Below are 22,585 nucleotides of genomic sequence, written 5' to 3'. Positions count from 1 at the left end.
GGCGGTCTCGATGCCCGTCGTTGAGGGTCAGCCGCTCCGGATCCTGCACGCAACGCGCGCGCCGGTCGGCGGCATTTTTCGCCATATCCTCGATCTTGCCAACGGCCAGGCCGACCGCGGCCATCACGTCGGCATTATCGCCGATAGCCTCACCGGAGGCGAACGAGCCGAGCAGGCGCTGGCGGAAATCGCCCCGCGACTCAAGCTCGGCGTTCACCGTACCGCCATTCGCCGCGAGCCGCTTCCGTCCGATGTTCTGGTGTGGGCCTGGTTCCGGCGCATGATCCGCCAACTGAAGCCCGACGTGCTGCACGGTCACGGCGCCAAAGCCGGCGCCTTCATGCGCCTCAGGACAGCCTCACGCGACAGGATCAGGGTCTACACCCCGCATGGCGGCTCGCTGCACTATCCGCTGTCGACGCTGAAGGGCAACATCTACGCCCGTGTCGAGCGCGCGCTGATGAACGATACCGACCTGTTCCTGTTCGAAAGCGCGTTTGCGCGCAACACCTATCAGCGCACCATCGGCACGCCGAAGGGACTGGTGCGAAGCGTGTTCAACGGCGTCACCGCCAGCGAATTCGATCCCGTCGTCAAGGCGGAGGACGCCACCGACCTGATCTATGTCGGCGAGTTCCGGCACATCAAGGGCGCCGATCTCCTGATCGACGCGGTGGCACGGCTGCGCGCCAACGGCCATCCGGTGACGCTGACGCTCGCAGGCGACGGTGAAGAAAGCGAAGGCCTCAAGTCCCAGGTCGAGCGGCTCGGCCTCGGCGAGGCCGTGCGCTTCATCGGTCACGTCAAAGCGCGTTACGGCTTCTCCAAGGGTTCGCTGCTCGTGGTTCCCTCCCGCGGAGACTCAATGCCCTACGTCGTGATCGAGGCGGCGGCGGCCGGCGTTCCGATAGTCGCCGCCAATGTCGGCGGCATCCCCGAAATTTTCGGCCCGCACGGCGATGCCTTGTTCGCGCCGAGCAACGCCGCCGCTATGGCCAACGCCATCGAAACTGCGCTGAAGGATCCGGCCAAAGCGAAGAAACGGGCCAAATCGCTGCGCGAACGAATCTTCCAGCATTTTTCGCAGAAGGCGATGGTCGAAGGCGTTTTTGCAGGCTACCGCGACGCGTTTGCCAATCGTTAACCGTTCTTTACCAACGTAACTGTTTCTTCCGATTTGTCCCGTAAGCCGAAGTGTGGGGAATTCCGCACCGGCAGGCACGTTGCTTCGTGCCCGCTCAAGAACGGACGAGGACAGTGGAACCGATTAACGCACGCTCGATGCTCGATACCGCGGCGACCGCCAGCGCCGATCGTCCGCCGGTCGAACGGCGCCGCAGGCTGTCTCCGGCAGCGCTCGCCGTTACCAATCAGAAAGTCGGCCGCGCCTACTCGCCGATCGTGATCGCAGGCGTGGTTCGGGTGATCGATTTCGCGATGTTGAGCGCGATCGGCGTCGCACTCTATTTCGGATATGTCGTGCCTCTCAGAGGCTTTTCCTGGGAGTTTCTCGCGGCGATCTTCGGCGTGGCCGCAACGGCCGTGATCTGCTTCCAGGCGGCCGATATCTACCAGGTGCAGCTATTCCGTGGCCATCTTCGCCAGATGACGCGGATGATTTCATCCTGGGCGTTCGTGTTTCTGCTGTTCATCGGCGCATCCTTCATCGTCAAACTCGGCAGCGAAATTTCGCGGCTGTGGCTTACGGCGTTTTTCGTGAGCGGCCTCGCGGCGCTGGTCACGGAGCGCGTATTCCTGCGCTCGCTGGTGCGCCGCTGGGCCCGCCAGGGCCGGCTCGATCGCCGCACCATCATCGTCGGCGCGGACCAGAGCGGCGAAGAACTCGTGCAGGCACTCAAGATTCAGGACGATTCCGACATCCACGTGCTCGGAGTGTTCGACGATCGCAACGATGACCGCGCGATGGACACCTGCGCCGGTAGTCCGAAACTCGGCAAGGTCGACGACATCGTCGAGTTTGCGCGCCGCACCCGTATCGACCTCGTGCTGTTCGCGCTGCCGATCTCGGCCGAGACGCGCATTCTCGAGATGCTGAAGAAGCTGTGGGTGCTGCCGGTCGATATCCGTCTTTCGGCCCATACCAACAAGCTGCGCTTCCGTCCCCGCTCCTATTCCTATCTCGGCGAGGTGCCTACCCTCGACGTGTTCGAGGCGCCGATCACCGATTGGGATCTGGTGATGAAATGGCTGTTCGACCACGTCGTCGGCTTCGTGATCCTGGTGCTGGCATTGCCCGTGATGGGTCTGGTCGCGCTTGCGGTGAAGCTCGACAGCCCCGGGCCGATACTGTTCCGCCAGAAGCGGTTCGGCTTCAACAATGAGCGCATCGACGTCTTCAAATTCCGTTCGATGTACCACCATCAGGCCGATCCGACCGCCTCCAGGGTCGTGACCAAGAACGATCCGCGCGTCACCCGCGTCGGGCGTTTCATCCGCAAGACCAGCCTCGACGAGCTGCCGCAGCTCTTCAACGTCGTGTTCAAGAGCAATTTATCGCTGGTCGGACCGCGTCCCCACGCCGTGCAGGGCAAATTGCAAAGCCGCCTGTTCGACGAGGCCGTCGACGGCTATTTCGCACGCCACCGCGTCAAGCCCGGCATCACCGGCTGGGCGCAGATCAACGGCTGGCGCGGCGAAGTCGACACCGACGAGAAGATCCAGAAGCGCGTCGAGTTCGATCTCTATTACATCGAAAACTGGTCGGTGCTGTTCGACCTCTACATTCTGCTCAAAACGCCGATCGCTCTGATGACGAAGAGCGAGAACGCGTACTGAGATGAAGGGATTCCACCCGTCGTTGCTCCTCTCAATGACGCGGATAGTGGTGTCCTAGTTTCGTTGCGTTGCGTAAGTGCGTGAGTGTTCGATGAGCTATGCGGCGACAGCCGGGAATTCCCTTGCGCCGGTAACGGCCGCGCCCAACGTGCTTGCCTTGCAACGCGCGCTGGTGTGGCTGGTCGGCGCATCGGTTGCGATCGTCTTCATCGAGCCCTCGCCCTATGAGCTGGCCACGCTGGCAGCTACGGTGGTGTTCTTCGCAACGGGCCTGCGGATGCGGTTGGTGTTCATGCCGCTGCTTCTGCTCCTGTTCCTGGTCAATGTCGGTTACACCATTAGCGCGGTCGCCGTGTTCGACCGCCCCGGTGTCCCGAACTGGATCGCGACCTCCTGGTACATGGCGGTAACCGTCATCCTGTTCGCCATGATAATCTCGGAGGATACGACCGCTCGGCTCGACATGCTCCGGCGCGGCCTCATCGTCGGCGCGATGATTGCGGCGCTCGCCGGGATTGCCGGCTATTTCAACCTCATTCCCGGCGGCCGTGACCTGCTGACGCTGTATGATCGCGCCCGCGGCACGTTCAAGGATCCGAACGTGCTCGGCGCGTTTCTGATCCTGCCCGCGCTGTTCACACTGCAAAGCGTCGTCTCCGACAAATTCGGCAAATCGCTCCGCAGCGCGATCGCGTTCGGCATCATATCGCTGGCGATCCTGCTTTCGTTCTCGCGCGCCGCGTGGGGCCAACTGATCGTTACATCCGCCTTCACGCTGGCCTTGATGGTGCTGACCAGCCGCTCGCAAGCGCAGCGCTCGCGCATCATAGTCATTGCGCTCGTTACCGCCGTACTGGCGGCCGCGCTGGTTGCGGTGCTGCTGTCGTTCGATTCGATTGCCCAGCTATTCAAGGAGCGCGCCAGCCTGGACCAGAGCTACGACGAAGGCCGGTTCGGCCGGTTCGGCCGGCACATCCTCGGCGCAGAAATGGCGTTGGGCCTGCCATTCGGCATCGGTCCGCTACAGTTCACCCGCTACTTCCCGGAAGACACCCACAATTCCTATCTGAACGCGTTCATGTCGGGTGGTTGGCTCTCCGGCGTCTGCTATCCGGCGCTGGTCTTCGTCACGGTTCTGACGGGCTTCCGGTATGTCTTCGTCCGCGTGCCCTGGCAGCCGGCCTATCTGGCAATCTTCGCAGCCGTCCTTGGCACCGTCGGCGAGAGCTTCATCATCGATACCGACCATTGGCGGCATTTCTGGATGATGCTGGGAACGATGTGGGGCATGTTTGTCGCCGCCGAGCGCTGGAAGGCGAAGAGCAATTCCGCACTCATAACGCCGCAGCGGAAGCCTACTTCTCCACCGTGAACGCCAACCCGGCGTGCTCTTCCAGACGCTTGATCAGCTTGTGCTGCATCGCTGCGCCCGGTGTCCAGAAGCCGGGCGGGACGTCAGGCGTATCGCGCAACAGGCAGATTGCGCATTCGGAGATCATCTTCGACGTCGAGCCGTAGCCAGGATCGCGATCGCCCTTGACCGCGGCGCGGACCTGCCGGCCGTCGGGCGCGATCGCGACATAGAGGAGATCATAAAGCCCGTTCTCGCGCTCTTCCTTTGACGGGCCCTCGCCTGGCTTTGGCGCGTTCGGACCAGTCTTTTCGGCGTTCGCCGCCATCACCAGCTTGGCGTTGGCCTCGCCCTTCTCGCCGGGGCCAGTCAGCACCATCTCGTCATAGATGAACTCGCGGCCGTACGGGAATCCCATCAGCATGTTGGAGCGGTGGACGTTGCGCGTGTTGATCAGCGCCATCATGAACGGCGCGGCCCAGGATTGCAAATCGTCCTCGTAGGCAGGCTTGTTGCCGCGCGGCTGTTTCGGGCCGCTGAATCCCGGCGTCAGCGCAAAGGGATCGTTGAGGATGGCCACGAGGCTGAGATCCTTGGCGACTGCATCGAAGGTGGCCTTGGCGCTCGCGGCCGTGCCCCCGGAAAGCGTGCCGCGCATGTTGCGCACGCGGCCCTTGACGCGGGATGCCGACGCGCCGAACACGCGCTTGGCCTCCTCCTGCACGAAGAATGCGCCGAGCTCGAATGGTACGGAGTCGAAGCCGCAGGAAAACACGATCCGCGCGCCGCTCGCTTTCGCCGCGGCCTCGTGCTTGTCGATCATCTGCCGCATCCAGATCGGTTCGCCGCAGAGATCGACATAGTCGATGCCGGCCGCCACGCAGGCCGCGATCAGGTCATTGCCGTAGAGCTGGTAGGGGCCAACCGTACTGATCACACACTTGGCCTGCCCAACCATCGTCTTGAGCGACGCGGGATCAGCCGCATCGGCCACGATCAACGGCGTATCCCTGGACGCGCCGATCGCGTCACGGACGGAAGCGAGCTTGTCCCTGCTGCGGCCGGCCATCGCCCATTTCAGGCTGGCGTCACCTTTGTAGTGCTCGGCGAGATATTCGGCGACGAGCTGGCCGGTGAAGCCGGTGGCGCCATAGACGACGATGTCGAATTTCGACGAAGGCATGTTCTCGTTCCCTGAAGTAATGACGGGGCCTTCTTGTCATTGCGAGCGAAGCGAAGCAATCCAGAAATCGCACTGCGGCGGTCGTGGATTGCTTCGTCGCTTCGCTCCTCGCAATGACGTTGGAGCTACTTCTTCGGATACGACACGCCCATCCCGGCCCGCACGTCGGCCTGGATGCCATACGGCGCGATCGGATAGCGGAGGCCGTTCTTCGCGAGATGCTTCATGCCCACGATGGCCTTGGCAAGATGCTCAGGCTTCAGCGCCATCAGCATCTCCTCGTCGGGCACGCCGCCGTAACGGCGCTCGGCAAAGCACGGCAGCGAAAGCGAGGGCTCGCCGGTCTTCAGCGCCCTACCCCAGGAATCCGCGCAGGCGGTCTCGCCGACCACGCCCCATTCGAACTTCCTGTAGCCGGTATATTGCAGGCCGTTGATCAGAATGATCATCTGGCCGGGCGTGGCGTAGACCAGGCAGATATCCGGTGGGTTGAGCCGGCCGCTGGTGAGCGGGCTCACCGCCATTGCCTGATACTGGCCGAAAGGCACGACGTCGAGCGCCTCCTGACGCTTGCGTGCGTCTTCGGCGGTGCCATGCCAGACGCCGACGTAACTTTCTCCGGAGAGCCACTTTTCGTCCTGTGGCGCAAGGCCGATCACCGCACGGCATTGCGCGCCGACGAGATCGTCGCCGGTGATGCCGACGGTCCAGCCGAGCCGTGAGGCCATGCTGACGATCTGGTCGGTGGTATGCACGGCCGAGGGACGCCGGATTTTTGGGATCGCGGTCATCTCCTCGACGCTGGCAAACATCTTGATGCCGATCACGGTTGTCTTCAGCCGAAGCAGGCCGTTCAGATCGGCCACCATGCCGGCCAAGTCGAACGCTTCCGGCGGGGTCTGCTGTTGCATGGCGTCAACTCCCAAATCGGCGCGCTTAGCCGGCGCCTGTCCTTCGATTGTAGCCCGGCTGGCTGCCCGCTGCTACTTTGCCGGTCCCGGCAACAACTCGTCGATCTTGCCGGTGGCGCGGTAGGCGATCAGACCCATCCATTCGCGCACTGCGAGGTCGGTCCGTCCCAGTCCATCGATCGCGATATTAGTGAAGTTCAAGACATCGCCGCGTCCGCCGACCCGCCAGTCGACGGGGTAAGGTTCGACCGCAAATCCCGCCTTCCGGAACAGACCGATCGATCGAGGCATATGGAAGGCCGAGGTCACCAACAGCCAGCGCTCGCCTTGCTTGGGCGCAAGCAGCGCCTTGGAGAATTCCGCGTTCTCCTGTGTGTTGCGGGAACCCCGTTCCATGGTCAGCCGCGACTTGTCGATGCCTAGACTCTCGAAGATGGCGCCGGCGAAATCGGCTTCCCTGGCGTCGTTCGAAATCAGTTTCGCGCTGCCACCGGAGAACACAATACGCGCCTTCGGATAGCGGTGCGCCAGCGCGGCAGCCGCGATCAGGCGATCGGGCGAACTGCGCACCACCGGCGTGCCGTGCGCCGTGGAGAGATCGGCTTCGATCGATGCGCCGAGCACGATGATGCCGTCAGGCGCGCCGCGCGCACCGTCCCATGGCGGAAAGCGCTGCTCCAACGGATAGAGCAAGAGGTTCCCGAGCGGCGACAGTCCGCAGATAACGAGCAGCAACACGGCCGCGATCACCAGCTTGCGGCCGAGCGATGCAAAGCGGGTGAACATGAGAATGGCGCCGATAAAACCTACACCGATCAGCAGATTCGTCGGCAACAGCAGAAAGCCGAGCGTCTTGGAGAGGACAAAAAACAAGGGAAGCCTCTGACAATGTCTGGTACAGCGTCATACGACGCCATTGCAGCAACCAAAAGCCCTCCGCATGCCCCATCATCATCTGCATTCCAGCCCCGAGACCTGCCACTGGGGCTTCTTCGAAGCCAAATTGAAGCCCGTCCTGACCATTGCCAGCGGCGACGAAGTCACCATCGACACCGTGACCGGCGGCCCGGACGTGGTGCCCGATAGCAGCCAGTTTCACGTACCTCCCGAGCTTGCCGACATTCACGCGCGAAGCGAGCGCATGCTGCCGGGCCATATTCTCACCGGCCCGGTCGCCGTGGAAGGGGCCGAGCCCGGCGACGTGCTGGAAGTCGACATTCTTGACGTCCAGCTCCGGCAGGATTGGGGATACAATCTGATCCGTCCGCTGGCGGGCACCTTGCCCGATGATTTCCACGAAACGCGGATCCTGAACATTCCGCTCGACCGCGAGCGGATGGTGGGACGGATGCCGTGGGGGCTCGATCTGCCGCTTAAGCCGTTTTTCGGCGTCATGGGCGTGGCGCCGCCGCCCGCCTGGGGCCGCATCACCTCGCTGATTCCGCGCGCAATGGGCGGCAACCTCGACAACAAGGAGCTGGGCGCCGGCGCCAAACTGTATCTGCCGGTGTTCGTGCCGGGCGCGCTGTTCTCCTGCGGCGACGGACACGGCGTGCAGGGCGATGGCGAAGTCTGCGTCACCGCGATCGAGACCGCGCTGCAGGGCCGCTTCCGCCTGACGCTGCGCAAGGACCTGCGGCTCGCCTATCCGCGCGCGGAAACATCAACGCATTACATGACGATGGCGATGGACCCCGATCTCGATCAATGCGTGGTGCGGGCGCTGCGCGACATGATCGTGCTGCTCGGCGAGAAGCGCAACCTGTCGCGCGAGGATGCCTACACGCTCTGCAGCCTCGCCGCCGATCTGCGCGTGACGCAAACGGTGAACGGTTCCAAGGGCATTCACTGCATGATCGCGAAGGCAGTCGTGCACGGCTGAGCGGACGACCTGGGACTCGTCAAAAAGGAGCGCGCAGCTTCAGTCTGGCGTGAAACATCACGCTGGTCTTTCCGACCAATGCGGTCCCCTGCACTTGCGCCCCATCGGCGACGTACGCTCCGCTGAAGCCGCAGGTGACTTCGCGCCCCCCAAACAGCGGCAGGCTGCCTGCTGATTTCGTGTGCTCGTTGGTGATCAGTTCGCCGCGCCACTTGCCGCGGTCGCCGATGTATGAGCCCGTGTAGTAGAAATACGAATCTCCGCCGGCGATCCTGCCGTCGTGCAGCACGATCACGCCGTGCGCGCGGCCATGGCCGCCGTCGGTCATTTCGATGTGAATGGTGTAGAGGCCGTTCGTTACCGTCATTGCGCCCTTGCCCCCGTCCCCGGACATCATCGGCATTCCCTGCAGCGCGAAGCAATCAGGAAATTGACAAACGGCTGGATCGTTTCGCCGCGCCTGTAACCGCCGTTTAGGGCCGCTGCACACCGCGCGTCACTGACGCCCGGCCAATCCACAAACCCGACTTCAGTTTTTAATACGATTTTTCAAATGGATAGAGAGCTATCCACAGGTCGTTTGACTCATGTGTGCAAAACTAAATAGAGTCGAAATAGTAACTTTTCAGTACATCGTTTAAAAGTTAGCGTTCCCTATGGCTACAGAAAAAGCCGAAACCGACCGCGTTCCCGTGACCTTGGCGCTCTCGACCATCGCTTATATGGAAAGATTGGTGAGACAGGGCACCCACGGTACCAGCGTTCCCGGCGTTGCAAGGACCCTGATCGAGGAAGGCATTCGGCTCGCCATCAAGGACGGGCTGCTTGCGATCCGCGACAACGGCAAGGGGTCCTGACGGGAGCAGCGCGGCGGTTTTCACAGAATGTGGAACCGAGAAAATGCTTACGAATGTACCGACCTGGACCACCGATCGCATCGAACTCCTGAAGAGCCATTTTGAGGCGGGCCTCACCTGCCGCGAGATCGCGGCCAGCATCGGCGTCAGCCGTAACGCCGTGATCGGCAAACTCTCGCGCCTCCAACTGACGCGAGGCCCCGCCCCCGCTGAACCACGTCCGACCAAAGCCGCCAGGGAGCGTTCGCGGAAATCCATCCCCAGGCTGCAGTATCAAGTCCTGCAAGCCGTCTACGAAAACGCGCAGCCGCTCCAGGAAGAGCCGATCGCAAGCGAACGCCGCTGCTCGCTGTACGAACTCAGCAACGAGCGGTGCCGCTGGCCGATCAGCACGCCAGGCGCAGAGGATTTCTGCTTTTGCGGCAATACGCCGGTGGAAGGCATGCCCTATTGCTCAGGGCACACCCGCCTCGCCTACCGCCCCGGCTCGCGCCAGCGCGTTGCGCGGGGATGAGGCAATCGCATTTTCGAGCAAAGCATGCCCCGGATTTGATCCGGGGACGAATGCGTCCAAAACGCGTCAAGACGAACGCGCTTCGTTCGGATAGCCGCTAGCCGAGCCGCCAGCCGACCTCTTCCGTAAAGCTCTTGTAGAACTCCGGCGTGTAGGCCTTCTCCGGAGCCTGCCGCACCCGCTCGTCGAGCTTGTGGGCATCGTCGCCGACCAGAATCCGCCAGCGCTCGGCCTTGACGCCGTCGAGAATGATTTTTGCCGCGGCCGCCGCCGTGGTCGGCGCCTCCTCACGGAAAGTGCGGGCGCGGTCGAGCGCGATCTTCTGGATGTCGTCGTCCGTCATCGGGGCGGTGTCAATGCCCATGCCGTTCAGGCGCTGCCGTGTCGCCAGAATTTCATTCGGGCTGAGTTCATCGGATTCCGTGCCGCTCTGAATCTTGCGCGAATTGGAAACGATCGAGGTGCCGATGTGCCCAGGCATCACGACGGAGCATTTGATGTGCGGAGCGTTGAGCCGCAGATCGGTCATCAACGCTTCGGTAAAGCCCTTTACCGCGAACTTCGCGGCGCTGTAGGCGGTATGCGGCACGCCCGGGCCGACGGATGCCCAGAAGCCGTTGACGCTCGACGTGTTGACGATGTGGGCCTCGTCCGCCTTCATCATCAGCGGCAGGAAGGTGCGAACGCCGAGATAGACGCCACCCCAGCAAATGTTGAAGGTGCGCTCCCACTGCTCGCGCGTGTTGGTGAACAGGCTGCCGCCGCCGCCGATGCCGGCATTGTTGAACAACAGATGGATCCTGTCGGTCGCCTGCTGTTCGATCAGCTCGTCACGGAAGCGCTGCAGATGAGCCTCGATGGAGACGTCGGCGACGTGGGTAGTGACGCGCAGGCCCTGCGGCAGCCTTTCTGCCTCGCACAGCCGCTTGGTCTCGGCCATCGCTTCCGGCGAAACGTCGCACATCGCGACATTGCAGCCTTCGGCAACGAGTTGGCGCGCGAGTTCGCGGCCCATGCCCGTGCCGCCCCCGGTGATCACGGCGAACTTTCCGGCAAAATCCTTCATTGAGACGCTTACCTCGGTTTTCAATTTTTGAGTTGGGGCCCTCGTGGCAATGGAGCCCCGTGAGGCAGGACAGTAACAGGTGGGAGCCTCCGGTAAAGCGCCCGCGAGACGGGTGGCTCGATTGTCTTAAAGCCGTTTTCGCGCAGCGGAATTTACTCCGCCGCCTCGCGTGAGCCACCGAGCGCGCCCAGTCCCTCCAGCGCCTTCCGGATCGCGGCCTGCTGCGCGGCCGATGCTTCCGGCATCGGCGCGCGGGAAAATGTCGTCGGCAGGCCCTGCAGCGACTGCGCATAGCGCGTGCACGCCGGCAGATTGTCCGAGACGATCGCATTCCACAGCGTCAGGAGCTTCTTGTGGAGCTCTAGCGCGCGGGCATGGTCACCGGCCTTGACTGCGTTCCAGAGTTCGACGGAAGCATGCGGCGCGGCGCTCAGGATCGCCGCGATCGATCCGTGCGCGCCGAGCGCGTAGGACAGATACATCAGCGCGTCGACGGCACTGTAGATCAATTTGTCCGGCACCATCATCATGAGATCGGCAAACAGTTTCAGATCGCCCGCGCTCTGCTTGACGCCGACGACAAGCGGCACCTCGTTCATGATCCGCGTCAGCAGCGCCGGCGACAGATAGGACCACGGCACCACGTTGTAGATGATGATCGGCATGCCGGTTTCGTCGGCCATGCGCCGGAAATGGTCGACCATCGCCTGCTCGTCCGGCTTGAACAGGTAGTGTACCGGCGTCACCTGAAGTGCAGCAACATCCATGTCGCGCACCAGCTTGCCGCGCCGGATCGCATCGCGCGTGGAATCGACGATGATGCCGGCGATGACGGGCGCGCGCCCTTTCCCGGCTTCCACCGTCGCCGCCACCAGGTCACGATACTCCTCGTAATCGAGCGTATGCCCCTCGCCGGTCGACCCACCGGCCGCCATGCCGTGGCTGCCGGCCGCGATCAGCCAGTCGACCTGGGGAGCAACGAGTTTGAAATAGACCTCGCCGTCCTTGCGGAACGGCGTCGTCATCGGCGGTATCACGCCGGTCGGAAGTGTTGTCATGACGAGCCCTCGCGTTTCCATCCGTTGTGTGCGGGCGTATCCCCATTTCTCCGGCGGTCCCCGCCGGTTGAAGCGAGCCTACTGAATGTAGGAACCGCGATCCAGTTGCGGAATTGACACGGCAGGGCATCGCAAATGCCATAGGTTGATCTGGCGCGACGCGATGTTCGCCAGCGTCGCCGATGGTGACAACGTGGGTACCGTTCGGAGATGCGAGATCGCATGTGGAGTAGTCTCGACCGGATCTTGATCCCGCGAAGATCGAGTTCTTCCTGCGCGATCCGCATCCGAAAATGCCGAACATGGTGCTGAGTCGAGGCAGCGGATATCGCGGCCTATATCGCAACGCTGAAGTAGATGATGGGCTGCTGCCACACCGACAAGTGCGCCGCCGTGGTTTCGACGGCCGAACGCGGGATCGAGATGCCGAAGTGACGTAAAAGCGCCGCGGGCTGGCTGGCTGACCGGGGCCAACTTCAGGTTGACAACACAACGAAGGCGGAACCTAATACTACTTAGCGCAGGTCAACGGACGAACGGCAGCACGGGCCGAAAACCAGTCGTTCCGGCTCCGGTGACAGCGACTGCGCATATCGCGGCGCCTTGGCAATGGGGAGGATCGCCATGATTGTATCTCTCATCGTTTGGCTCATCATAGGCGCGATTGCAGGCTGGCTGGCCGGGCAGATCGTCAAGGGCTATGGCCTCGGTCTGGTCGGCAACATCGTGGTTGGAATCGTCGGTGCCATCATTGCCGGCTGGCTGTTGCCGGTGATCGGGTTTGTACTGGTCGGAGGCATCCTGGCGGAGATCGTCAACGCCGTGATCGGCGCCGTGATCCTCCTGATTATTGTCGGCTTCTTCAAGAAATAGCGCCGTTCCGAGCCCGAATGCGCGCCGGCTGGAACGATCGCCAGTTAGCCCTTTAGGCGCCTTCGCTTTTGGGAGGACAGTGGCTGCGAATTTGCTGGGGGATTTGGTGAAAGGCGGAGGGGCAAGCTCACGACAATAAGGGATTCTCGATCATGGATGCCTCGCACCCGGTAGACGCGAAACAATTTCGGATCGAACACAGCCGGTTTGAACAGACCGTTCTATTGCTTCAGGGAGGCGGCGCGCTCGGCTCCTATCAAGCTGGCGTCTATCAAGCCCTTGCTGAAGCCAACCTTCACCCGGATTGGGTTGCCGGCATTTCGATTGGTGCCGTGAACGCTGCATTGATCGCCGGCAATCCACCGGAAACCCGGGTCGAAAAATTGCGGGAGTTCTGGGAAGCTGTCAGCACACCGCCTTTGGGCATCCCATATCTCAAGTCGATCGAGATCAAGGACGATTCGATCCATCGCTTCGTCAATCAAACGCGCGCGCTGGGCATCATGATGTTCGGCGCGCCCGACTTCTTCACGCCCCGTGTGCTCTCGCCCGCGTTCTGGCCGTCGCCAAATGCCGACCAGCTCAGCTTCTATGACGTCGCACCGCTAAAGGCGACGCTCGAACGCCTGGTGGATTTCGACCGACTCAACGCCGGCGCGATGCGCTTCAGCGTCGGCGCGGTGAACGTCAAAAGCGCGAACTTTGTCTATTTCGACTCGACGACCCATCGCATCGGCCCGGCGCATATCATCGCCAGCGGCTCGCTGCCGCCCGGCTTCCCGGCGACCGAGATCGATGGCGAGTATTATTGGGATGGCGGACTCGTGTCCAACACGCCGCTGCAATGGGTGCTCGACAGCCGGCCGCGGCTGGACACGCTGGCCTTCCAGGTCGATCTCTGGAGCGCGCGTGGCGAGCTGCCGCGTAATCTCGTCGAAGCGAATGTACGGCAGAAGGGAAATTCACTTCTCCAGTCGAACGCGGGCAGCGACCGATCAGTACAAGCGAGCCCAAAAGCTGCGCATAGCCTTCGCAAGCCTTCTAAAGGACCTTCCCACCGAGCTGCGAGATCGTCCGGAGGTGAAATTGCTCGCCGCGGAGGCCGATGAAAAGGTCTGCAATATCGTGCACCTGATCTACAACGCCAAGAACTACGAAGGCATCGCCAAGGATTACGAGTTCTCTCGCCGAACCATGGAAGAGCACTGGGCCGCCGGCTATGACGATGTCGTTCGCGCCATTTCCCACCCCGAGGTAATGCAACGTCCCGACAAGCTGGAAGGCGTTCGCACCTTCGACTGGGCCCACTACAGGTAGGAATAGTTTGGCTGCAGTGTTCGGTCTCGACCAACAGCGTACGAGGTCATGATGAAGGAAAGTGAAGTGCGACACAGGGCATACGCCATGCCGCTGACCAGTCCGGCCTACCCGATCGGCCCCTATCGCTTTTGCAATCGCGAGTACATGATCATCACATACCGTACCGACCCAAAAAAACTTCGTGAGCTTGTGCCGGAACCGCTCCAGATCGAAGGGGACGTGGTGAACTTCGAATTCATCCGGATGCCTGATTCGACGGGCTTCGGAGACTATTCGGAGAGCGGACAGGTCATCCCGGTCTCGTTCCGGGGCCGCAAGGGTGCATACACTCACTGTATGTTTCTCAACGACCATCCTCCCATCGCGGGCGGCCGTGAGCTCTGGGGCTTTCCGAAGAAACTTGCCCAACCCACCCTCAAGACGGAAATCGACACGCTGGTTGGCAGGCTGCACTACGGTCCGTTGCAGATTGCCGTTGGCGCGATGGGCTACAAGCACAAGCAGGCCGACCTCGCGGCAGTAAGCGCTGCGCTGGATGCACCCAATTTCCTGCTCAAGATCATACCGCATGTCGACGGCACGGCGCGCATCTGCGAACTCGTCGAATACCATCTGGAGGATGTTGCCCTGAAGGGCGCATGGACCGGGCCAGCACAACTTGTTCTAGCTTCTCATCCCCTGGCTCCTCTCGCCGAGTTGCCGGTCCTGGAAATCGTCTCCGGCGTTCACATCGTCGCCGATCTCACCCTCGGCCTTGGAAAGGTTGTTCACGACTACCTTGCCTGAAACCTATTTTTCGGGAGATGAGCATGCGCTTAAAAGACAAAGTCGCGATCGTCACCGGTGCGGCCAGCGGCATCGGAAAGGAAATTTCCATCATCTTCGCACGCGAAGGCGCAAAGGTCGCCATCGCGGATCTCGATCAGAGGGCGGCCGACGCCACTGCGGGCGAGATCGATCCCACTGGCAAGCGGGTTGTGGGCGTCGCTATGGACGTCACAAATGAGCAGCTCGTCGACGATGGAACGGCCAAGGTCGTCGAGACGTTTGGCAGCCTCGATGTCCTCGTCAGCAACGCCGGCATCCAAATCGTGGCACCTCTCGTCGATTTTGAATTTGCCAAATGGAAGCGGCTATTGGCCATTCATCTGGATGGCGCCTTCTTGACCACGCGCGCTGCGCTCCGTCAAATGTATAAGCAGAAAAGCGGAAGCATCATCTATATGGGTTCGGTGCACGCGAAGGAGGCATCAGTACTCAAAGCTCCATACGTCACCGCCAAACACGGTCTAATCGGCTTGGCGAAAGTTGTCGCCAAGGAAGGCGCTGCGCACGGTGTCCGCGCCAATGTGATCTGCCCCGGCTTCGTCCGTACGCCGCTGGTCGACAAGCAGATACCCGAGCAAGCCAGAGAACTCGGCATCTCAGAACAGGATGTCATCAAGAATATTATGCTGAAGGAAACCGTGGATGGTGAATTTACGACGGTCGATGACGTGGCCGAGACCGCGGTGTTTCTGGCTTCTTTCGGTTCGAATGCCCTGACCGGCCAGTCTATCGTCGTGAGTCACGGGTGGTTTATGCAATAGCGCCGTTTTGTTGGGTGACGCCCATCGCTAGGCCGGCTTCGAGCAGCACGTTAGGTCTTGATTTGGCCTGCCGTATACGCACGGCCAATGCGGACGCGAGATCACGCCCTCCCCGGCGTCATCCTGACAGCGACGGCACGCCGCGAATGTCGTTGGTTACCAGCCGTATGAACCCGGCGCGAGCGGCCTGCCTGAGTTTTGGCAGTTCGTGGGGCGTCGCTATTCAGGCAACACCGCGCTCCCCCGCTGCACCGGCGATTCATACGGTAGCTTCGAAAGCATTGCTGTTTCCAACACGGATGAATGGAACTCACACCCATCTGGTATCGGCATGCGTTGAGACGCGACGGTCGCCCTCCCGAACAAACGAAAATCATTCACTCACTTTGAATTCGTCGAAACTCGGCGGTTGAGTGCGCCGACATTGCTCCTGCCGCAGATGACAGGCGTCGCAGTTTGAACCTGGAGCCTTCCAGCCGCGACCTACCGAAAACGAATACGGAGGAGCCGTCATGACCCATTGGCGCGATACCATGGTCGACAGACCGGAAACGGATGGTACAACTTACCTGACGGGCTGGACGATCAGCGGAGCAGCCGTTCTCGGAACCATCTTTGCCGTTTGGATTCTTGGGATCTAGCTGCGCCTAAAGACGCCATCGATCATTCAAAAAATGGTCGGAGCGAGAGGATTTGAACCTCCGACCCCTAGTCTCCCAGACTAGTGCGCTAACCGGGCTGCGCCACGCTCCGATGCCGTTCCATTAGCTGCGATCAGCGCCCGGCGCAAGGCACGAGAGTGGCCTCATTGCGGCCGGCAGGCCCGCCCGGTTCCGGCCACCCGCTCAGCCGTCCTTCATTGCATTATCCAGCAATTGCTTGCAGGCGATCAGGTCCTGCAGCACCCGCTCCAGGCGCTCGCGGTCGGCGTCCGACGGCCCCGGCTTTCCCCTGGCGAACGGCAGCAGGATGCCGTCGTCGTCGGTGTCGACGAAGCGGTAGTCGATTTCCTTCTCTTCGGTCTCGTAGTCCTCGTCTTCGGGTTCGACGGTCGGGATCTCGCCCTCGTCGGGCTCCTGCAGGCTGAGGCCGATCGCCTCTTCGACCGCGCCGAAGGTGACGGCCGAGGTCTGGTCGGCAAGGCCCTGCACCGATTTGATGCCGTGCTCTTTGAGGATTCGCTGCACGCCGCGGATCGTATAGCCCTCGCCGTACAGCAGGCGGCGGATGCCCTTGAGCAGGTCGACGTCGTCGGGGCGGTAGTAACGCCGCCCGCCGCTTCGCTTCATCGGCTTGATCTGGGCGAACCGCGTCTCCCAGAACCGCAGCACGTGCTGGGGAATGTCGAGCTCTTCAGCGACTTCGCTGATGGTGCGGAACGCATCCGGCGCCTTGTCCAAATGCCAGCTCCTCTCAACTCATCTCGTTGGTGAAGATGCAGTACTCGCTTTGCTACGCGGCCGTATTACTCGATCTCGCTAATCGGTCTCGTTAGTCGGGCTTGCTTTCGCCGTTACCGGGCGCGTGGCCGTTGATCCGCTGTTTCAGGATCGCGGACGGCTTGAACACCATCACGCGACGCGGCGAGATCGGCACTTCAGTACCGGTCTTCGGGTTACGTCCGATACGCTGACCCTTCTTACGCACCATGAAGGAGCCGAACGACGACAGCTTCACCGTCTCGCCCTTCTCCAGGCAATCAGTGATCTCTTTCAGAACGAGTTCGACGAACGCAGAGGATTCAGTTCGCGACAGGCCCACCTTCTGGTAGACCGCCTCGCACAAATCGACGCGTGTGACTGTTTTTCCGGTCCCGGTCATCGCCTGCCCCGCACTCTCGGCGAACAATTTATTCCCTGAAATTATGAGGTTAGCACGCAATGGTCAACAGCGACCATCATGCAGAAGCATGGAACCGCACTACAATTTTAGACAGTATCCTTACGCTGCGTCTACCAGCGCACAAGCGCGGAACCCCAGGTGAAACCGCCGCCCATGGCTTCGAACAGTACCAGATCACCCTTCTTTACCCGCCCGTCCTTGACCGCGACGGCAAGCGCCAGCGGGATTGAGGCGGCCGACGTGTTGCCGTGCTGATCCACGGTCAAGACCACCTTCTGCGGCGCAATGTGAAGCTTGTGCGCCGAAGCATCGATGATTCGCTTGTTGGCCTGGTGCGGGATGAACCAGTCGATGTCCTCGGCCGTCGTGCCGGTCGCATTGAATGCATCCACGATCACATCCGTAATCATGCCGACCGCGTGCTTGAACACTTCGCGGCCTTCCATGCGGAGATGGCCAACGGTCTGGGTGGTGGAAGGACCGCCATCGACGAACAGCTTTGCCTTGTGCCGGCCGTCGGAGCGTAGATGGGTCGTGAGCACGCCGCGGTCGGAAGGCTTGCCCGGCTGGTCCTGCGCCTCGAGCACCACCGCGCCGGCGCCGTCGCCGAACAGCACGCAGGTGCCGCGATCGTTCCAGTCGAGAATGCGCGAGAACGTCTCGGCGCCGATCACCAGCGCGCGCTTATAGGCGCCGGCGCGCAGGAAGTTGTCGGCGGTGGCGAGCGCGAAAACGAAGCCGGAACACACCGCCTGCAGATCGAAGGCGGCGCCATGATTTATGCCAAGCCCGTTCTGCACCGCGACCGCGGTCGCCGGAAAGGTGTTGTCCGGCGTCGAGGTCGCCAGCACGATCAGGTCGATCGCCTGGGCGTCGAGGCCGGCGTGGTCCAGCGCCGCACGCGCAGCGTGAAGCGCCAGGTCTGAGGTGAACTCGCCTTCGGCCGCGATGTGGCGCTCCCGAATGCCGGTACGCTGCACGATCCACTCGTCCGACGTGTCGATCCGGGCGGCGAGTTCTGCATTGGTCAGCACCTTCTGCGGCAGATAGGAGCCGCAGCCGAGTACGACCGAACGTTTCGCAGTCACGAGACAGCCTCCTGCGCGGTCGGTGCCAGCGCACTGCCGTCGCTATTTATCATCTGATTGATCTTGGTGAGGAGATCGCAGCGGACCATCTCATAGCCAACATCGACTGCGTAGGCAAAGCCTTCGGCACTGATTCCGCCATGGCTTTTGACAACCACGCCTTTCAGGCCGAGCAGCACACCGCCATTGGATTTGTTCGGGTCGAGCTTGTCCCGCAGCGCCTTGAACGCACTGCGGGCGAACAGGTAACCGATCCGGGAAAGCCAACTGCTCGCCATGGCCTGGCGCAGGAAGTCCGCCATCTGGCGCGCGGTCCCCTCCGCGGCCTTCAACGCGATGTTGCCGCTAAAACCTTCCGACACGATCACATCGGCCGCGCCTTGGCCGATCCCGTCGCCCTCCACGAAGCCGATATAATTGAGCTGCGACGCACGCAGCAGCTCGGCGGCCTCCCGGATCTCCTCATGGCCCTTGATCTCCTCGACCCCGATGTTGAGGAGGCCGACAGTCGGCCGTTCCCGGTTCAACAGCACGCTCGCCATTGCGCTGCCCATCACCGCCAGCGCCACGAGATGGTGCGCGTCGCCGCCGATCGTGGCGCCGAGATCGAGCACGACGGAATCGCCGCGTGCCGTCGGCCACACGCCGGCAATGGCCGGACGATCGATTCCTTGCATGGTGTGGAGATGGAAACGCGCCATCGCCATCAGCGCGCCGGTATTACCTGCGGAGACCGCGACGTCGGCCTCGTGTCTCTTCACCGCATCAATCGCAAGCCACATCGACGACGTCCTGCGACCGCGACGCAGCGCCTGGCTCGGCTTGTCGTGCATGCTCACAGTGACGTCGGTGTGGATCACGCGCGACGCCTTTTTCAGGGCCGGGTACTTGGCGAGTTGTTCGTCGATCTGCTTGCTGTCGCCGTAAAGCAGGAATTCGCTGTCGGGATGCCGCTCCAAAGAGATTGCGGCGCCGGGAATGACAACCGATGCGCCGACGTCGCCGCCCATGGCGTCAAGCGCGATTCGAACCTTTTTCGGCATGAACGTCCCGGAAACCTGATCTCTTGCGGCCCTCGTAGAGCCCGGCCGCGCACTGGAATGGCACCGTTAGGCGATGCTAGGCGAAACGCAACACCGCGCCTCCGCCGGGCCGCGACAATAGCGTGTCCCCGGCCCGACACAACCTCTTGACCACCGTCTTTTGGCAAAAGCGAAGCGGTGTGGCCTGAAGCCAATGATAAGAAATATACTTCGATAATTCAATGACTTATTTGGCACTCTTGGCGAGATATCGCAGCTACCTCAACCCGAATGCGGCCTCGTAGACCACTTTAACCGCCGGCTACTTGCCTTTGGGCTTCCTGGTGCCGGATTTTTTCGGTGCTGCCTTCAATGCCTTCAGCGCCGCGAATGGGTGATCCTCGGGATCGGCGGCTTCAACCATCGGCTCAAATACGGCGCCGGGCTTGCGCGGATAGGGATCGACCGCGAGATACAAGGCATCGGTGGCAAGCCGGCCGAGGTCGATCATGCCGTTCTCGATCGGCTCGGGTGGATCGGGCGTCTCCTCGCCGCTCTCCTCGGCGTCATCGACCAGCGCAGCCATCTGCGGGATCTGCTCGGGCGGCGCAAATATCAGATCGATCGGCTCGTCGATGTCGTTTTCGATCTCTTCCAGCGTCACCACGCAGTTCTGCCCGATCCGCGCCCGCAAATGGCCGGCCACGTGGAAGCGGCCGCCGCTCTTTGGCGTCACGTCGAAGGAAGCCTGCGCCGAAAGCACCTCGCGCAGGCCGCCGGTTTCGGCCACCGCGTTGCGGATGGCCCGATCGGCCTCGATATCGCGATGCAGGCCCGTCTCGGGGATCTGCGCCACCGCAACGGGAACACGCCACGGGTCGGGCTTCTCTGTGCCAGTCTTGCTCATTGCTGCGCGCCCGCTTTCTCCGGCGAGGGAAAGCTTACCGAACCGCTCACCAGCGTCGTCTCATCCAGGCCATCCAGGGCTTCCATAGCCGCCTCGGCATAGGCGGCAAGCAGTCGGGCCTTTTCAATGTTCTCGCCGTTCAGAATATTCTTGCACATCGCCTGCGCCAGTGCCTCGCGGCCCTCGGTGAGCGCCAGGTCATAGGCAGCGGTCCGGCCATAGAAGGCTTCGCCGAAGGCCTGCATGCGCTTCGGCACCGTGAGGTCTCCGACCCCCATCTCGCGCAGATTATCGTCCATATCGTTGCAAAAATAGTCGAACAGTCCCTGCGATAGGGCCACTCCCTCTTCGACCGATTTCAACCGCCGCAGGACCAGCCACAAATGCACCAAAAGCAGGTCAAAACGGCCGTTAACTGTGTCCGGAACCCCAAAGTCCCGATAAAACAACGGTTCTCGCGCCTGCGTCACGATCATGCCATAGATGGCTTCGATGGTGCCGCGCAACGGCGTCCGGGGTTTCCTGAAGTGATTGAACGGCCAAAGCATTGTGGGTTCCGCAAGCGAGCCCCAAAGGTTTCATCGTTGGGCCGCGTATGTTGCAATCCAGCGTGCTGCCCGGTACGTCAACGCACCGCGCGATGCAAGAGGACGGGCGAATTCCTGAGATGACCGAAACAAGCCACCTGAGCGCCCGCGTGTCCTTGCCGCGCCGCATGATCGCGCGTCGGCGCGGTTTTCGCGCCGCTGCAGCCGTCGCCCTGGTCTGCGCCGCGCTCGCCGGGTGCACCGGCGAGCAGTTCCAGAAGGGCTACATCCTGCCGCCCAACGCGCTGGAGCAGATTCCGATCGGCGCCAGCCAGGATCAGGTGCTGATCGTGATGGGAACGCCATCCACGGTCGCGACCTTGAACGGCGAGGTGTTTTATTACATCTCGCAACGCTCCGAGCGCAAAGTCGCCTTCATGAATCAGCAGGTCGTCGATCAGCGCGTGATCGCGATCTATTTCGACAAGAACCGCCAGGTGACGCGACTCGCCAACTACGGCTTGCAGGACGGCAAGATCTTCGACTTCATCAGCCGCACAACGCCGACGTCCGGCCAGGAGCTCAGCTACCTGACGCCGCTGTTCAAGCTACTCAGCTTCAACTAGCGATCGGCTGCTTTCCGCGAGACGGAAAACTGAGCTAAATCACATACTTGCCCTGCGCGCGTACGCTGCCTACTACGGCGCTGCGTACAAACGATTTAACAACAGGGAGTGAACTTGTGACGATTAGAGTTTTTTCTCGCCGCCGCGTGTTGACCGGTGCCGCAGCGGTTTCGGCAGCAGCAATCTTGCCGCGGTCAAGTCTAGGCGCCGACTGGCGGCCGACCGAAAACGTTCGCCTCATTGTGCCGGCGGCACCGGGAGGCACCACGGATGTGATGGGACGCTTGCTGGCGGCACACCTGCAGAAGGCGTGGGGCCAGTCCGCGGTCGTGGAGAACCGCTCCGGCGGTGGCGGCACCATCGGCACCGCCGAAGCCGTACGCAGCAAGGGTGACGGACACACCATCCTGGTCGGCAATCCCGGCCCCAATGCGATCGCCTACAGCATTTTCCGCAACATGCCTTACAAAGCGGATCAGCTACAGCCGGTTTCCAACCTGATCCGAATTCCAAACATCGTATCGGCGCATCCGTCGGTGCCGATCAAGTCGATCGCGGACCTGATTGCCTATATCAAGGCAAATCCGGACAAACTCACCTATGCCTCGTCCGGCGTTGGGCAGAGCCCCCACCTTACCGGCGCCTGGTTCCTGCAACTGACCGGCCTGAAGATGGTCCACGTGCCATTCCGCGGCGCCGGCCCGGCGCTGCAGGCTGCGCTTGCCGGCGATATCCAGATCCTGTTCGACAATCTCTATCCGACGCTGCCGCAGGTTCTGGACGGCAAGCTCAATGCGCTGGCGGTGACGACGCCGGAGCGCAACGCGCTGGCGCCCACCATTCCCACCATGCGCGAGAGCGCACCCGAGCTTGCAAAGTTCGACGTCTCATCCTGGTTCGGCATTTTCCTGCCGAAGAGTGCGCCCGCCCCTGTCCTCGACGCGCTCAACAAGGAGATCAAGGTGTTCCTGGAGCGCGATGACATCAAGGACCAGATGGCCAAGATCGGCGCACGCACCGATTACGGGACGCCGCAGCAGTATTCCGACTTCCTCCAGGCGGAGACGACGAAGTTCGGCGACATCATCAAGCGCGAAGGCCTGCAGATGGACGCCGGCTGAGCGCCAGAGGTCTCATCCAAATCAAAAACCCCGCGGCACGCACCGCGGGGTT

General features: G+C 61.9%; 23 protein-coding genes, 1 tRNA gene and 1 pseudogene. 12 read left to right on the top strand and 13 right to left on the bottom strand.

What is annotated here, in order from left to right; all coding sequences use genetic code 11:
- Positions 1 to 10 precede the first annotated feature (10 nt).
- The 3 genes from LMTR13_RS18480 to LMTR13_RS18470 all read left to right on the top strand — a co-directional run bounded on the left by LMTR13_RS18480 (position 11) and on the right by LMTR13_RS18470 (position 4,168).
- Positions 11 to 1,144: a glycosyltransferase family 4 protein gene (locus tag LMTR13_RS18480; protein WP_065729079.1), complete on the top strand. Its 1,134-nt coding sequence runs from the start codon at positions 11 to 13 to the stop codon at positions 1,142 to 1,144.
- A 113-nt stretch (positions 1,145 to 1,257) separates the two neighbouring features.
- Complete coding sequence (locus LMTR13_RS18475) at positions 1,258 to 2,796, top strand: undecaprenyl-phosphate glucose phosphotransferase (protein WP_065729078.1); 1,539 nt, start codon at positions 1,258 to 1,260, stop codon at positions 2,794 to 2,796.
- Positions 2,797 to 2,887: 91 nt separating this feature from the next.
- Positions 2,888 to 4,168, top strand: coding sequence for an O-antigen ligase family protein (locus tag LMTR13_RS18470; RefSeq protein ID WP_065729077.1), 1,281 nt, complete (start codon positions 2,888 to 2,890; stop codon positions 4,166 to 4,168).
- Here the strand turns inward: LMTR13_RS18470 and LMTR13_RS18465 are convergent.
- From LMTR13_RS18465 to LMTR13_RS18455, 3 genes are all read right to left on the bottom strand, one after another.
- Complete coding sequence (locus LMTR13_RS18465; RefSeq protein WP_065729076.1) at positions 4,152 to 5,330, bottom strand: saccharopine dehydrogenase family protein; 1,179 nt, start codon at positions 5,328 to 5,330, stop codon at positions 4,152 to 4,154. The two genes, LMTR13_RS18470 and LMTR13_RS18465, sit on opposite strands and share 17 nt — an antisense overlap.
- Before the next feature lie 125 nt (positions 5,331 to 5,455).
- Complete coding sequence (locus LMTR13_RS18460; protein WP_065729075.1) at positions 5,456 to 6,241, bottom strand: DUF169 domain-containing protein; 786 nt, start codon at positions 6,239 to 6,241, stop codon at positions 5,456 to 5,458.
- 72 nt (positions 6,242 to 6,313) lie between these two features.
- On the bottom strand, positions 6,314 to 7,114 hold the full coding sequence (locus LMTR13_RS18455; protein WP_083219088.1) for a YdcF family protein: 801 nt from the start codon (positions 7,112 to 7,114) through the stop codon (positions 6,314 to 6,316).
- Between the two features lie 67 nt (positions 7,115 to 7,181).
- Here LMTR13_RS18455 and LMTR13_RS18450 point away from each other — a divergent pair, with 67 nt between their 5' ends.
- On the top strand, positions 7,182 to 8,123 hold the full coding sequence (locus LMTR13_RS18450) for an acetamidase/formamidase family protein (protein WP_065729074.1): 942 nt from the start codon (positions 7,182 to 7,184) through the stop codon (positions 8,121 to 8,123).
- Positions 8,124 to 8,142: 19 nt separating this feature from the next.
- On the opposite strand, the gene LMTR13_RS18445 is transcribed toward LMTR13_RS18450, so the two are convergent.
- Positions 8,143 to 8,517 carry a GrlR family regulatory protein gene (locus LMTR13_RS18445; protein WP_236843429.1) on the bottom strand — a complete coding sequence of 125 codons (375 nt, stop codon included), beginning with the start codon at positions 8,515 to 8,517 and terminating at the stop codon, positions 8,143 to 8,145.
- Between the two features lie 262 nt (positions 8,518 to 8,779).
- Here LMTR13_RS18445 and LMTR13_RS18440 point away from each other — a divergent pair, with 262 nt between their 5' ends.
- Complete coding sequence (locus tag LMTR13_RS18440) at positions 8,780 to 8,980, top strand: hypothetical protein (RefSeq protein WP_065729073.1); 201 nt, start codon at positions 8,780 to 8,782, stop codon at positions 8,978 to 8,980.
- Between the two features lie 43 nt (positions 8,981 to 9,023).
- Positions 9,024 to 9,494 carry a GcrA family cell cycle regulator gene (locus LMTR13_RS18435; RefSeq protein WP_065729072.1) on the top strand — a complete coding sequence of 157 codons (471 nt, stop codon included), beginning with the start codon at positions 9,024 to 9,026 and terminating at the stop codon, positions 9,492 to 9,494.
- Between the two features lie 97 nt (positions 9,495 to 9,591).
- Here LMTR13_RS18435 and LMTR13_RS18430 read toward each other — a convergent pair whose 3' ends face one another.
- Both LMTR13_RS18430 and LMTR13_RS18425 read right to left on the bottom strand, forming a co-directional pair.
- Positions 9,592 to 10,560 (bottom strand): SDR family oxidoreductase, encoded by a 969-nt coding sequence (locus LMTR13_RS18430; protein ID WP_065729071.1) that lies wholly within the window; start codon positions 10,558 to 10,560, stop codon positions 9,592 to 9,594.
- A 152-nt stretch (positions 10,561 to 10,712) separates the two neighbouring features.
- The gene (locus LMTR13_RS18425) at positions 10,713 to 11,618 is read right to left on the bottom strand and encodes a dihydrodipicolinate synthase family protein (RefSeq protein WP_065732791.1); all 906 of its coding nucleotides are present in this window, start codon (positions 11,616 to 11,618) and stop codon (positions 10,713 to 10,715) included.
- 624 nt (positions 11,619 to 12,242) lie between these two features.
- Here LMTR13_RS18425 and LMTR13_RS18420 point away from each other — a divergent pair.
- The 4 genes and pseudogenes from LMTR13_RS18420 (at position 12,243) to LMTR13_RS18405 (ending at position 15,400) form a co-directional block, all read left to right on the top strand.
- The gene (locus tag LMTR13_RS18420) at positions 12,243 to 12,491 is read left to right on the top strand and encodes a GlsB/YeaQ/YmgE family stress response membrane protein (RefSeq protein WP_418219780.1); all 249 of its coding nucleotides are present in this window, start codon (positions 12,243 to 12,245) and stop codon (positions 12,489 to 12,491) included.
- Positions 12,492 to 12,643: 152 nt separating this feature from the next.
- Positions 12,644 to 13,808, top strand: a pseudogene (locus LMTR13_RS18415) (patatin-like phospholipase family protein).
- Positions 13,809 to 13,859: 51 nt separating this feature from the next.
- Positions 13,860 to 14,597, top strand: coding sequence for an acetoacetate decarboxylase (locus tag LMTR13_RS18410; RefSeq protein ID WP_065732790.1), 738 nt, complete (start codon positions 13,860 to 13,862; stop codon positions 14,595 to 14,597).
- Between the two features lie 23 nt (positions 14,598 to 14,620).
- Complete coding sequence (locus tag LMTR13_RS18405; protein WP_065732789.1) at positions 14,621 to 15,400, top strand: 3-hydroxybutyrate dehydrogenase; 780 nt, start codon at positions 14,621 to 14,623, stop codon at positions 15,398 to 15,400.
- Positions 15,401 to 16,075: 675 nt separating this feature from the next.
- On the opposite strand, the gene LMTR13_RS18400 is transcribed toward LMTR13_RS18405, so the two are convergent.
- From LMTR13_RS18400 to LMTR13_RS18370, 7 genes are all read right to left on the bottom strand, one after another.
- Positions 16,076 to 16,153, bottom strand: a tRNA-Pro gene (locus tag LMTR13_RS18400).
- Between the two features lie 92 nt (positions 16,154 to 16,245).
- Positions 16,246 to 16,800 (bottom strand): MerR family transcriptional regulator, encoded by a 555-nt coding sequence (locus LMTR13_RS18395; RefSeq protein ID WP_065729069.1) that lies wholly within the window; start codon positions 16,798 to 16,800, stop codon positions 16,246 to 16,248.
- A gap of 91 nt (positions 16,801 to 16,891) precedes the next feature.
- A complete protein-coding gene (locus tag LMTR13_RS18390) occupies positions 16,892 to 17,221 on the bottom strand; it encodes an integration host factor subunit alpha (RefSeq protein WP_065732788.1) in 330 nt (109 codons plus the stop codon).
- A gap of 131 nt (positions 17,222 to 17,352) precedes the next feature.
- A complete protein-coding gene (locus LMTR13_RS18385; protein ID WP_065729068.1) occupies positions 17,353 to 18,330 on the bottom strand; it encodes a beta-ketoacyl-ACP synthase III in 978 nt (325 codons plus the stop codon).
- Entirely contained in the window at positions 18,327 to 19,373 is a 1,047-nt protein-coding gene (gene plsX, locus LMTR13_RS18380) for a phosphate acyltransferase PlsX (RefSeq protein ID WP_065729067.1), read from the bottom strand. Before plsX ends, LMTR13_RS18385 begins: the two co-directional genes overlap by 4 nt.
- Before the next feature lie 301 nt (positions 19,374 to 19,674).
- Positions 19,675 to 20,259 carry a YceD family protein gene (locus tag LMTR13_RS18375; protein ID WP_065729066.1) on the bottom strand — a complete coding sequence of 195 codons (585 nt, stop codon included), beginning with the start codon at positions 20,257 to 20,259 and terminating at the stop codon, positions 19,675 to 19,677.
- A complete protein-coding gene (locus LMTR13_RS18370; RefSeq protein WP_065729065.1) occupies positions 20,256 to 20,807 on the bottom strand; it encodes a ubiquinol-cytochrome C chaperone family protein in 552 nt (183 codons plus the stop codon). Before LMTR13_RS18370 ends, LMTR13_RS18375 begins: the two co-directional genes overlap by 4 nt.
- A 119-nt stretch (positions 20,808 to 20,926) precedes the next feature.
- Between LMTR13_RS18370 and LMTR13_RS18365 the strand changes: the two genes are divergently transcribed.
- Together LMTR13_RS18365 and LMTR13_RS18360 are read left to right on the top strand one after the other, a co-directional pair.
- Positions 20,927 to 21,412 carry an outer membrane protein assembly factor BamE gene (locus LMTR13_RS18365; protein ID WP_065732787.1) on the top strand — a complete coding sequence of 162 codons (486 nt, stop codon included), beginning with the start codon at positions 20,927 to 20,929 and terminating at the stop codon, positions 21,410 to 21,412.
- Positions 21,413 to 21,687: 275 nt separating this feature from the next.
- Positions 21,688 to 22,533, top strand: a complete 846-nt coding sequence (locus LMTR13_RS18360) for a Bug family tripartite tricarboxylate transporter substrate binding protein (RefSeq protein ID WP_418219779.1) — start codon at positions 21,688 to 21,690, stop codon at positions 22,531 to 22,533.
- The last annotated feature ends 52 nt before the right edge of the window (positions 22,534 to 22,585 follow it).

Source organism: Bradyrhizobium icense (genome assembly GCF_001693385.1).
Lineage (GTDB): Bacteria > Pseudomonadota > Alphaproteobacteria > Rhizobiales > Xanthobacteraceae > Bradyrhizobium > Bradyrhizobium icense.
The sequence above is the reverse complement of the archived record's forward strand: the minus strand, read 5'-3'. Positions and strand labels throughout refer to the sequence as shown.